The following is an 11,064-nucleotide window of genomic DNA, read 5'->3' as shown; positions in this document are numbered from 1 at the left end:
AGATGGAGATGAGGAAGGCGGCGGCCGGGGTGGCGGCGGTGATCCAGCCCCAGACGGTCGGTGTGGCTTGGGCGAGGTTGGCGGCCAGGGACAGGGCGATGCCGCCGGTCAGGACGAGGACGGGCCAGGAGAGGGGGCCGCGCCGGGTGCGGTGGTGCTTCTTGTCGCGTTGGCGTTCGCGGGCGGCCATGACGCAGGTCAGGTCGATGCAGACGGCGACGGCCCAGGACATCCAGCCGGTCTGGCCGTGCTGGGTGGCGGTGTCGCGGATGTGGGTGAACGATCCGGCACCCGCGATGGCGGCCAGGACCAGGACCGGGCCGGTGTCGAGCAGTCGGCAGGCGAAGCGTCGCATCGTTCCTCCCTTCATGGGTTCAGGCGGTGACGGGTTGAGGTAGGTGGGCGGTGATCTCGTCCCAGGCCGGGGTGAGGTGGGCGTGGATACGGGCGGCGTGCTCGGCGGTGGCTTCGGTGACGTAGAAGGAGCGGGCGCGATACCACTGGCCGTCCTGTCCGGCGACGATCGCGACGCCGGGTGTCTCAGCGGCGATGGCCCGCGCGGAGACAAGCGCGGCGGGGTCGAGGTCGCCGAGCGTCATGGTCGCGGTCTCCGGGTCGTTGACCCGGTGGCAGATCCGGCCCGAGCACTGCGCCCGCAGAGCGGTGACGCCGGGACCGAGGTCGGAGCCGATCCGTTGACCGCAGCAGAACAGGTAGATGCCGAACGCCCGCCCGAGCTGCGCCACCCGCAGCAGCGCGGTGGAGGTTTTGGCGATCTCGTCCTTCTCGGACTTATCCGCCATCAGATACAGCTCGGCCAGTTCGTCGACCAGAACCACGACCGGGACGGGGCGGATGGCGGGCGGGAGTTGCCAGATGTTGCGCGCGGCGGCCTGACGGCACAGCCCCATCCGGTCGATCATCAAGCCGACCAGGTCGCACAGCAGGTCGACGGACTCCGCCCGCGAGGTGGCCAGCGCCGACAACCGGGGCGCGTACGGGGTGAACTCCACCCCGCCTTTGAGGTCGAAGCCGACCAGCGCCACCGGCTGCGGCGCCAGGCCGACAATCAAGGCGTTGGCCAGGTTCGACTTGCCGGACTGGGTCGCGCCCGCGTTGAGCCAGTGCGGCACCGTACGGAAGTCGATCACCCACGGCCGGCCGGTTTCCAGCCGTCCCACGGTGACCTTGAGCAGATCAAATGACGGCGGGAGCTGGTCGACTTTGACCAGTGGGTCGCGCATGGTAGCCATGAGCACGACCCGGCCGGGCCGGGGTGAGGAGACGCGTACGGCGTGCACGCCCCAGGAGTGGGCCAGGCGTTCGGCGGCGTCGGTGTAGTCGCCGGGCGTTTGCCCTTCGAGGGTGTGCAGGGTGACGCGCCAGCCGTGCCGGGTCGGCAGGGGCAGCCACATGAACGGTTTGGTGTCGACGGCGACCCGTTGGAAGCGGCGGCGGACTTTGACCAGGCCGGTGGAGGCGATCGCGCCGGGGACGGTGGTGAACCACCAGCGTTGCCGCTTCTTGGTCAGCCCGCACCCCAGCGCCACCCGCCGCCAGGACGCCCGCACGGACAAGGCGATGAGCGGGAAGCCGACCGCGAGCCAGAACGAGCGGTAGTGGTAGCGGCGCCAGGCCCACAGCCCGGCCGCGAGGGCGGCCAGGACTGCGGGGACTGCGAGTACTTCGAGCGCGTCACGCATCGGCGGCCTCCCGTACCGGGAGCAGGGCGTTGGCGCGGTAGGCGATGCCCCATCGGCCGGCGATCTCCCAGACGTAGCCGAGCAGGTCCACGGCGTTGATCTGGTCGCCGATGGTGATGGGTGGTTCGCCGGTGATGCCGATCTTGACGAGTTCGATGCGGCCGAACTCGTCTTCGACGGAGACGGTGACTTCGTAGACGGTGTTGCCGTTCTTGTCGGTCTTGATCTCGCCGGTGTCGCGGTTGAGCACTCTGGGGCGGGGTGCTTTGACGCAGGTGATGGCGAGCTTGCTGACATCCACGGGGATTGGGACGGAACGCATGGGCGGTGACCTCCTCTTTCGTCGTGAGCAACATAGTTAACCTAGTTGGCTCGGTTGTCAATGTTCCCTCGGTTGGCCAGGTCGAACATTCGTGGTGAGATAGAAGGGCGATGGTCAAAAACACCGGACGCCCCGGCTACCTCCAGATCGCCGACGACCTGCGCGCGCAGATCCGCGGCGGCTCCCTCGCGCCCGGCACTCCGCTGCCGTCCACCACCCGGCTCGCCGAGCAGTACGACGCGTCCCTGTCGGTGGTGAAGCTCGCCGTCGGCGTCCTGCGCACCGAGGGCCTGGTGATCGGCCAGCAGGGCAAAGGCGTGTTCGTCCGCGACACCACCGAGCAACCCCCACCGGCCGGCGGCGACACCGCCGGCGAGGTGGCCGAACTGCGCGCCGCCGTACAAGACCTGTCGGACCGGCTGGCCAAGGTGGAGGAGCAGTTGGCTACGTCCACGACACGCCGCCCCGGGCGTAGCAGCCGGTGACCTTGCGGGCCAGCGACGCCGCCGCCCCATCAGGCGCCTGACGCAGACTGAGCCGCTTGTCCTCCCGGCGGATGCCGACCAGCACCGCCACGTACCCCACGAGCAGGGCGACGCCGAGCACTCCGGCGACGATCAGCGCAATCGCGGTCATGACCAGGTCACCCCCGCCTGCGCCAGCCCGCGAGGGGCGCGCGGAGGACGCCGGTTCTCCGAGCGTCGCCGGTTGCGCCGGTTGCGGGCCCGCTCTTTGCGCGCCCACCGGTTGCGGGCCAGGCACTTGGAGCATCGGACCTGGCCGTGTCCCAGGGCGTTGCCGCACTCGCACGAGGGCGTCTCGCCCGGGATGGTGATCTCGTTGTTCATGGCTGCATCCCCTCCTTCGGTTGGTGCCGTTGTGGCGTTGTGCAACCGAGGATGCGACGCAACGTCAGGACGAGATCACTACACGACGGGACATGTTCAAGACGTCCGGCCTACGATGGCCAGGTCCCCGGACGTCCTTGGGAGCAGGTGAAATGGCGAACGAACGGCTACGCGCGGCCCTGTTGCAAAAGGGCGTGAGCGTCGCGGACCTGGCCGAGGCGATCGAGGTCGATCCCAAGACCATCGAACGGTGGATCACCAAGGGCCGCGAGCCGTACCGTAAGCACCGCTTTGCCACCGCTTCCTACCTGGGCGTGGACGAGACGTACCTGTGGCCGCAGGCCCTCTCCCGTGAACAGGTGGTCGCCGCTTCTGAGAGCGAAGTGCTGGCGATCTACCCGCACCGCTGGGCCGTGCCCCGGGACGCGTGGGGACGTCTGTTCACCGCCGCGTCCGAGGACATCGGCGTCCTGGTCTACAGCGGCCTGTTCCTGGCCGACGACGCCGCCATGGTCCGCCTGCTCGGCGAGAAAGCGCGGGCGGGAGTGCGGGTGCGGATCCTGCTCGGCGACCCCGACTGCGCCCAAGTCGCCCAGCGCGGAGCCGACGAGGGCGTCGGGGACAGCATGGCCGCACAGATCCGCAGCGCCCTGGTCTTTTACCGGCCGCTGTTCGGCCTGGACAACTTCGAGATCCGGCTGCACCAGACGATCCTGTACAACTCGATCTACCAGGCCGACGACGACTATCTGGTCAACATGCACGTGTACGGCACCCGCGCCGGCAACGCCCCCGTCCTGCACCTGCGCAGAGTGGCCGGCGGCGAGATGGTCACCACCTACGCCGACAGCTTCGAAAAGATCTGGGCCGGGGCCGTCCCGGTGGAGGCGTGACCGTGGCCAAGCGCATCGACTTTTACGACGACCCCGACGCACCCGCCCCGAACAGCTTGGTCCCGTCCGTCAACGTCATCGTCACCAACACGGCCGGCGACCTGCTGATGATCCGCCGCGCCGACAACGACAACTGGGCCGTGCCCGGGGGAGCGATCGACCTGGGGGAGTCCATCCCTGCGGCGGCAGTTCGGGAGACGCTTGAGGAGACCGGGGTTACGTGTGAGATCACCGGCCTGGTCGGCACCTACAGCGACCCCCGCCACGTCATCCTCTACACCAGCAACGGCGAGGCCCGCCAAGAGTTCTCCATCGTCCTGACCGCCCGCGCCACCGGCGGCCAGCCGACCCCGAGCGAGGAGTCCCGAGAAGTCCACTGGGTGCCCCGGGACAAGGTCACGTCGCTGCCGATGGACCGGTCGATGCGGATGCGGATCGAGCACTACCTAGCCGGTGTCGGCCTGCCGCACATCGGATAGCGCGGCCTCCACCGACCGCACCGACGACACGATGCACGGCGTCGCGTCGGTGATCGACCGGCTCACCACATGCTCAGGCCCGTACCGGGCGTGGATCTCGGCCAGCCGATCGAGCACATCCAGGTGCCGGCCGTCCGGATCGGTGGTCATGTCGCAGTACGTCAGCGCCCGCGCGAGATCGGGCCGTTCCTGGTCGAACTCCTTGGCCAGCACGTCGAACAGGTCCCGCTGCCGGGCCTCGTTGTCCGCGCACGAGTGGTACGCGACCAGGCGGCACAACCGCTCGTCCGCCCCGGCCACGTTGCGGAGGTAGCGGGCGCCGTCGAGCTGATGCATGCCGGTGTCGACCAGGTCCGGCGCGTAGCCGATGTCATGCAGGAGGCAGGCCGCCAGCAGCGTGTCAGCGTCCGCACCGAGGATCGGGGCCAGGGATTCGGCTTGCTCGGCGACCCCCTGGGTGTGTGCCCAGCGCCGGGGCAACGTTGTCTCCAGCAGGTCTTTGGCCAGGGCATATGCCCATTCGCTATGTCCCACGGGGCTCACGATAGGCATCAGTGACATAAGCGGAGCAGAGGGCAAGGCTAGACGTCCTGGGACGTCCTTCTTCACCGGCGTTCCCTACCGGACGAACCGCCCCCGGCCATGCTCCACCACCACCAGGCCTTCGACCTCCAGCACGGCCAGCGCCTGCCGCACGGTGGTCCGCGACACCCCGAACTGCCGCTGCAACTCCGTCTCACTGGGCAGCGCCGCGCCGGGCGCGAGGTCCCCGCGCTCGATCTGCTCACGCAACCGTCCGGCGATCATCTGATACCGGTACGAGGCGGTCGGGCCGTCCCCGGCCACCACCCGCCCCTTGGACGGGACCGTGACCAGCAAGCCCTCCTCCTCCAGGAGGGCCAGGCCACGCCGTACCGTGTTCCGCGCCACCCCGAACACCCGGCACAGCTCCGCCTCTGACGGCAGCACAGCGCCCGGCGCGAACTCACCCGCCCGGATCCGCTCACGCAGCCGATCAGCGACCTGGGTATAGACCCGCCCGCCGGTCAGCCACCGCCCCTCCGCCACCAGGTCAGCCGCGGTAGGCATCAAGCATCTTGTTCAGATCGACGGACAGGTCACCCTGCTCGCCCTCCCGCCACCCTTCGCGCGCGGCCTGTTCGATCCGGTCCACCGCAGGGGCCATTTGCAGGAACGACACTCGCTCGTCGTGCTGATCGCCCCAGTAGAACCAGCAGAAGGGCAGGTGCACGAACACTCGCCGCATCCGGCACCGGCTGTCGGTCACGTCCAAGGCCGGCCGCCCATTCTGCGTGATCACCAGCACATGCGTGACGCCCCGCACGGCCAGTTGCTCGCCCAGCGCGACCAGCAGCCGCTCCGCGTAGATGCGTTGCTGTTCCCTGATGGACTTGCTCGTCTGCACCTTGTGCCTCCCTGACGTCCTGCGTGGGTTCCTCGTGTGCGTCGAGGTTCGCCCCGCAGGCGGGGGCGGGAACACCACAACTTAGGGACGTCTAGGGACGTCTGATGCTAACGTCGCAGAGCAGGGTCGTTCTGCGAGAGGAGCAGACCGGTCATGAACAACAACCTCCGCTACGCACTGGCCGCCGCCCGGCTCAACACCACCGACGTCGCCGCCGCCCTCGCCGTCGACCCCAAAACCGTCACCCGATGGCTACAGGGACGCGTCCCCTACCCCCGCCACCGCTGGGCCATCGCCGACCTCCTCCACGTCAACGAAGCCGACCTCTGGCCCGAAACAGCACCACGCCACCAAGCACTCGCCAACGGCATCCAAGCGATCTACCCCCACCGCTGGACCGTCCCCCAGACCGTCTGGCGCAACCACTTCGACAAAGCGCGCGAGGAGATCGACATCCTCGCCTACAGCGCCCTATTCCTCGCCGAAGACGCAGCCGTCCTTAACACCCTCATGAAGCGAGCTGAGGCCGGCGTCAAAGTGCGCATCCTCCTGGGGGACCCCGATGGGCCGGAAGTCGCCGCACGAGGGACCGACGAGGGCATCGGTGCCGAAGTGATGACAGCCCGGATCAAGAACGCCCTGATGCTGTACCGGCCACTCGTGAACGTCGACGGCGTGGAGACCCGGCTACATCGCACGGTCCTGTACAACTCCATCTGCCGCGCCGACAACCAACTGCTCGTCAACGCCCACGCCTACGGCACACCAGCAGCCAACGCCCCCGTCATGCACCTCACCCGGACCGACGACCAAGGCCCCGCAACCACCTACATCACCAGCTTCAACCGGATCTGGAACAGCGCCCGGCCCTACGACAAGTAGCTCAAACCTCAACAGACACAGCTACGGGCAGGCCAGAAAGCAACTTCTCTCCACGTCATCAAGGGCAGCCCGCCTGCGGCGGTCTGCCACGTTTGGGCGGTCGCTGGCCACGCTGCGGCTCTCCGGCCGGTCGCGGCCAGCACCGCCCACGCCTGAACAGGCCACGTGTGGAGGCTATCCATGAAGATTGATAAAGCCATCTAGCATAGGCCTAAGCCGTTAAACCCGGTCACTACGAAGCTCGACCAGGACACCGCTAGACACTTCGCCCCATGTTATGAACTCCCCTTATGGCTGCTGGGCTATCACAGTTTACGCGCACGCCTAAATACTCTTATCGGCGCGCCTAAACCAATCCATAGATGATCTCAACCTTGTCCATAGCGGCAACGTCGTTCATGTGATTCACTTGGAATCTCCGAGACTCTCCCGCATGCAAAGCTGCGAGTGTAAGCCACGAGCTGGCCCTCGCGTAACGAAATGGCAGATGGGGGCCTGCATGCAGCAGCTCGTTCCGATGACGCTAGGCCAAGTCGAAGTCCTCGTGGAGACCGTAGCTGAACCAGGCAGCGAGCCAACCTCTTCACTGAATGATCAACTAGCGCGCACCAAGGAGATGTTTGGACGCGCGCAAGAGGTAATAGGCCAGATGGCGGTTTCGGCGCTGGAGATAAAAGATCGAGTCGCACAGCACTCTCGGAAGCCTGATCAGATAGAAATACAGTTCGGCATCAAGTTCTCAGCTCAAGGAAATATCATTCTGGCTAGCGCGTCAGCGGAAGCCTCACTTACAGTCAAAGTTGTTTATGGTGCCACGCAGCCTTCGCCTGACGAGGATGTGCTAGCTACAACTGCGGCTCGAGAGGGAGGAAATTCATAGGTATGCAAGAAATACCGGTCAAGCAGCTTGGATTCCTTGGAACGATCCGTGGGGCGGATGAAAAACCTGCTGGATCTTGTTTCCAGGTAGGGGATGGGTTTCTAATCACTGCAAGCCATGTGCTTGCGGCTATCGGCGCAGAAGAGATAGGGAGACTTGTTCATTTCAGTCCCATCGGGAGCGATGAAGTATTTACAGCTACTGTTGAAAGGCTAGATCAAGCTCACGATCTAGCACTATTGCGAGCCATTACTTCCCCCTTGAAAGACGTGGCTCTCCTGTCCTACTCCGATCAGCAGTCGGCTGGCACTTCATTCCAGATAGTCGGGTTTGCCACCCTTAGAGAGGGTTATGTGTCGGTCCAGCATCGGTACCTACCGACAATAGGGGAATGGGAGGGATGTGCATCGACAGCGGACGGAACGCTTTTGGCGCGAGGGCGGGCGGATGGCGTTGAACGCGGGATGAGCGGAAGTCCCATAATACGCATCACCGACGGTGCTGTTATTGGCGTCCTTAGCCAGCGTTACAACAGCGCCGATGGATGGTCCCAAGGAAGAATATGGATCTCTCGAATAGAAGATCTGAAACCTCTACTGGTTGATCTAGTTGAGGTTCCCTGTGTAGAGATCCCTCCAATATCGAGCGATAAGGCTCTGTGGCTGACAGAGACACCAATTGATCGAGAGGCGCTTCTGCTCGATAAGTGTTTTGTCAAGCCGGACAAGTGGGCCAGTCAATGGGAAACCGCGGCACAGTCCGTAAGCGATGGAGATATCCTAGTCATTTCAGCGTCACCAGGCGTGGGAGCAACTACCTTCGCTGAGCAGGTGCTGGCTCAAGAACTACCGAAGGATATTCTTCCCATACGCTTGGATCCTGGAGATTGGGATAAGCCTACCGCAAAGTCGTTGCCTCTAAAGACTCGACGAGCTTACATACTAGATCTAAGAGATCCAGAGCATGATACGCCTTCCAGTGAGTTCATCAACGACCTCAATGTCCTTGCGCAGTGGTTCAAGGGTGCAAGAACAAGGCTCGTAATAACTATAGCTGAGCAACTATGGCGCGGGAAATCTAAGCATTCTCACTCAAACCTACGTGTGATATCCCTAAATGATGGTGTGGACTCTCTTATTTTGATTCGGAGCTATATCGCTGTACAGGCACCTGAACTGCTTCCGGTGCTGAAAATGCAGGAGGTGGAACCACACCTCGAAGGCATGAACGCAGTACAGGCCCAGTACGCACTACAAGACATCGTAAGCATAGCGGCTTCGCGTGATGAGAAAGAATCGGTCGAAGATCTAGGCAAGCGCATTGGTAGTCGATTGGACGATCACCGTGAGAAGTTGGACGTTATCTTCGGTGAAGAAAATTCGGATATACCGCCACACCATTATACAGAAAAAGATGGAACCACGCTTAGGCGGCTTTCATTCGAAGACCGATGTCTGCTTGTCGCTCTCGCCTGCGAGAAGTCAGTACGTTTTGCGCAACTAGAACGTGACTCTGAACGACTTATTGCCGCGCTTCAGAACAAAAAGCCATCCGAGCTTCCTGGAGCGCCGGATCAAGCTTTCGCCGGCCCAGGACTAAGGGGCCGGATAAATGGAATTGGCGCTTCAATAAGCCCAAGTGAGATCGTCAGCTTGAAACGCCCCGGCTTCGCTGAAGGCATAGTTAGATATGTATGGGATAACTATACTAAGGTCCGTCGCCCACTAGTACGTTGGTTGCTCGATCTTGCAGCTGACTCCACTATCCGAGAGAACTTGGCGGCTGAGTGGATCTCGGATCTCGTACGTCGTCATCAAGATGTCGATTTTATCAGACAGGACCTTGCGAAACTCGCTGCGGAGCGAGCGCAACACGAGCTACTTGCCAATGTTCTGTACGCCGCAACCTTGGATACCCATATGCGTCGCCGATGCGAGCGCCTACTCTATGATTGGGCTGACAAGCCCGAAATGCATTTCGTCGTAATCAAAGTAAGTAGCAGACTTTTGGAAAGTGATCGACGGGTTATAGCACTGCGACGCCTCCGGCGTGTAGCTGATGCGCATGGTTCTACTGTGAAGTCGCATACTGAGATTCTGGACTCGTTCTCATCGGCCATGAGGAGTGCTGGTCTACGTGATTGGTTTCTAAACTCGATGACCGAATGGATACGTGCTGGAACCAGTGCGACATCAACAAAACTGGCCTTCACTGCCATCATAGACGCGGATGTAAATGGAATCCCTTGGCTGCTAACCCGGGAAGCTGACGAAGAAAACATCGTGCGGATGCTTGGCAGTCTATTGGGAGACGCTGCGAGCATAGAAAGTGCTGCGAATGCACTTGTGGCGCTAGTAGAAAGAGCAAGCGCGGACGATGATCTGTACAACCGCTTGATGGATTACCTAGCTTCTGCAGCCGAAGCGCACGGGGCGATCGCGGCTCTCTTTGGGCTTGGGGCTCGTTTCAGCGAAGTCGGTCGCAAAGTGGGACGAGACCCTCTAAGCGATACTAGTCGTAGAGTAAAAATCGTCAGAGTAGCACCGCCTGATGAAGATAGTTCTACTGACTCCTGATGGCCTGGTTCCGTAGACCGTGGGTAAAGCTAACATTTCCTGATATCGTTCTACTGCCATCTAAAACCCGAGGTGTACACTTTGAGGCTATCTTCGATATCAAATATAGGCCGGGGAGCGCCTCGCAGTTGAGTAGAGATAGCTGTGTACGCAGGGACGTTCGTAGTCTCAGCTGCAACATCGCTTCACAATGGCAGGCAGATGAGGCATCTGCGGCGCAGGACGCTATCAACGTCGAACTGGGCGGATATGCCTCCTGTCCACATGGTTTCTATAAAGATCTAGTCGGGAGCGTAGAGCTATCCGTCGATAGAGACGGACTCAATGCTGCCCTGCAAGAGCGAGCTGACCAAGTCCGGTTTGAGCGCTTAAAGTGGCTCAGAGAGGCTCTCTATTATGATCCTAGCCTGCTGGTCATTGACCATCTTGAACGTCATCCAGAGACGCTGTTGAATGCCGATTTCAAAGTGGACAATTTTTGGAAGTTTTCCAATAGACTCCGTAGTGCTGAGAAGTGGTGGTCGCCGCTAATGGCAGCTTGGACCGAACTTGCCGCGAAAACGCAGTCGCAGCAGGCAATTGAGCAATGTATGCGTGTATTGCTTGACGCTATACTTCGCCTTGATGCGAGACTCGCAGCTGAGCACAAGCTGCCCACCGGCGTCGATAAATCTACGGCATACAATTCAGGCGATTGAGCTGCATTTTTGTTTAAGATTTCGTGTGGTCGTCGCTCGGTGATAACCGCAGCTGCGGGACGAAGGCAGCGAGCATGTTTTGGCTCGTGTAGTTCCTAGGAGGAGTCAAAGACTCGATGGATGCGTACATGCCCACTTCGTCTTTCGTCTACGATAATCAGATGGATCACCGCCCAAGCCGGCTGACCTTGGCAGCGATTTTCCTATGCGCTGATGCATCTGTATAAATCTGTCGACGGCGCGTGAATACTGACCCCATGGCGACGGCCGAAATCTGACCCCCTCGTGCAGTTCACTCTGGAGGGTGATCAAGGTGGAGGACTGGGCGGAGATCCGCCGGTTGCACCGGGCCGAGGG

General features: G+C 62.1%; 15 protein-coding genes. 7 read left to right on the top strand and 8 right to left on the bottom strand.

What is annotated here, in order from left to right:
- The 3 genes from GUY59_RS43670 to GUY59_RS43660 all read right to left on the bottom strand — a co-directional run.
- Positions 1-355, bottom strand: a 355-nt coding sequence (locus tag GUY59_RS43670) for a DUF2637 domain-containing protein (protein ID WP_161715027.1), incomplete at its 3' end; no start/stop codon positions are given.
- A 19-nt stretch (positions 356-374) separates the two neighbouring features.
- Complete coding sequence (locus GUY59_RS43665) at positions 375-1,703, bottom strand: FtsK/SpoIIIE domain-containing protein (RefSeq protein ID WP_138208055.1); 1,329 nt, start codon at positions 1,701-1,703, stop codon at positions 375-377.
- Entirely contained in the window at positions 1,696-2,025 is a 330-nt protein-coding gene (locus tag GUY59_RS43660) for an SCO3933 family regulatory protein (RefSeq protein ID WP_171055603.1), read from the bottom strand. The genes GUY59_RS43665 and GUY59_RS43660 overlap by 8 nt, the downstream gene beginning before the upstream one ends.
- Before the next feature lie 110 nt (positions 2,026-2,135).
- On the opposite strand from GUY59_RS43660, the gene GUY59_RS43655 reads away from it, so the two are divergent.
- A complete protein-coding gene (locus GUY59_RS43655) occupies positions 2,136-2,510 on the top strand; it encodes a winged helix-turn-helix domain-containing protein (protein ID WP_138208054.1) in 375 nt (124 codons plus the stop codon).
- Here the strand turns inward: GUY59_RS43655 and GUY59_RS43650 are convergent.
- Together GUY59_RS43650 and GUY59_RS43645 are read right to left on the bottom strand one after the other, a co-directional pair.
- Positions 2,470-2,661, bottom strand: coding sequence for a hypothetical protein (locus GUY59_RS43650; protein ID WP_138208053.1), 192 nt, complete (start codon positions 2,659-2,661; stop codon positions 2,470-2,472). The genes GUY59_RS43655 and GUY59_RS43650 overlap by 41 nt on opposite strands.
- The gene (locus GUY59_RS43645) at positions 2,658-2,873 is read right to left on the bottom strand and encodes a hypothetical protein (protein ID WP_138208052.1); all 216 of its coding nucleotides are present in this window, start codon (positions 2,871-2,873) and stop codon (positions 2,658-2,660) included. The genes GUY59_RS43650 and GUY59_RS43645 overlap by 4 nt, the downstream gene beginning before the upstream one ends.
- 152 nt (positions 2,874-3,025) lie before the next feature.
- On the opposite strand from GUY59_RS43645, the gene GUY59_RS43640 reads away from it, so the two are divergent.
- Entirely contained in the window at positions 3,026-3,766 is a 741-nt protein-coding gene (locus GUY59_RS43640) for a helix-turn-helix domain-containing protein (RefSeq protein ID WP_138208051.1), read from the top strand.
- A gap of 2 nt (positions 3,767-3,768) precedes the next feature.
- Positions 3,769-4,245 carry an NUDIX hydrolase gene (locus GUY59_RS43635; protein WP_138208058.1) on the top strand — a complete coding sequence of 159 codons (477 nt, stop codon included), beginning with the start codon at positions 3,769-3,771 and terminating at the stop codon, positions 4,243-4,245.
- Here the strand turns inward: GUY59_RS43635 and GUY59_RS43630 are convergent.
- The 3 genes from GUY59_RS43630 to GUY59_RS43620 all read right to left on the bottom strand — a co-directional run bounded on the left by GUY59_RS43630 (position 4,213) and on the right by GUY59_RS43620 (position 5,671).
- Positions 4,213-4,779 (bottom strand): HD domain-containing protein, encoded by a 567-nt coding sequence (locus GUY59_RS43630; protein ID WP_252375221.1) that lies wholly within the window; start codon positions 4,777-4,779, stop codon positions 4,213-4,215. The genes GUY59_RS43635 and GUY59_RS43630 overlap by 33 nt on opposite strands.
- Before the next feature lie 84 nt (positions 4,780-4,863).
- Positions 4,864-5,334, bottom strand: a complete 471-nt coding sequence (locus tag GUY59_RS51100; protein ID WP_138208050.1) for a GntR family transcriptional regulator — start codon at positions 5,332-5,334, stop codon at positions 4,864-4,866.
- A complete protein-coding gene (locus GUY59_RS43620; protein ID WP_138208049.1) occupies positions 5,318-5,671 on the bottom strand; it encodes a hypothetical protein in 354 nt (117 codons plus the stop codon). Before GUY59_RS43620 ends, GUY59_RS51100 begins: the two co-directional genes overlap by 17 nt.
- Before the next feature lie 153 nt (positions 5,672-5,824).
- On the opposite strand from GUY59_RS43620, the gene GUY59_RS43615 reads away from it, so the two are divergent.
- From GUY59_RS43615 to GUY59_RS43600, 4 genes are all read left to right on the top strand, one after another.
- Positions 5,825-6,553, top strand: a complete 729-nt coding sequence (locus GUY59_RS43615) for an XRE family transcriptional regulator (protein ID WP_138208048.1) — start codon at positions 5,825-5,827, stop codon at positions 6,551-6,553.
- Between the two features lie 499 nt (positions 6,554-7,052).
- Positions 7,053-7,433: a CU044_2847 family protein gene (locus GUY59_RS43610; protein ID WP_138208047.1), complete on the top strand. Its 381-nt coding sequence runs from the start codon at positions 7,053-7,055 to the stop codon at positions 7,431-7,433.
- A 2-nt stretch (positions 7,434-7,435) separates the two neighbouring features.
- A complete protein-coding gene (locus GUY59_RS43605) occupies positions 7,436-10,009 on the top strand; it encodes a S1 family peptidase (RefSeq protein ID WP_138208046.1) in 2,574 nt (857 codons plus the stop codon).
- The gene (locus tag GUY59_RS43600) at positions 10,009-10,707 is read left to right on the top strand and encodes a hypothetical protein (protein WP_138208045.1); all 699 of its coding nucleotides are present in this window, start codon (positions 10,009-10,011) and stop codon (positions 10,705-10,707) included. The genes GUY59_RS43605 and GUY59_RS43600 overlap by 1 nt, the downstream gene beginning before the upstream one ends.
- The last annotated feature ends 357 nt before the right edge of the window (positions 10,708-11,064 follow it).

Origin of the sequence: Nonomuraea sp. K271 (genome assembly GCF_009908215.1) — a bacterium.
In the GTDB taxonomy this organism is placed as follows: domain Bacteria; phylum Actinomycetota; class Actinomycetes; order Streptosporangiales; family Streptosporangiaceae; genus Nonomuraea; species Nonomuraea longispora.
This window is presented reverse-complemented; position numbering and strand designations above follow the sequence as displayed.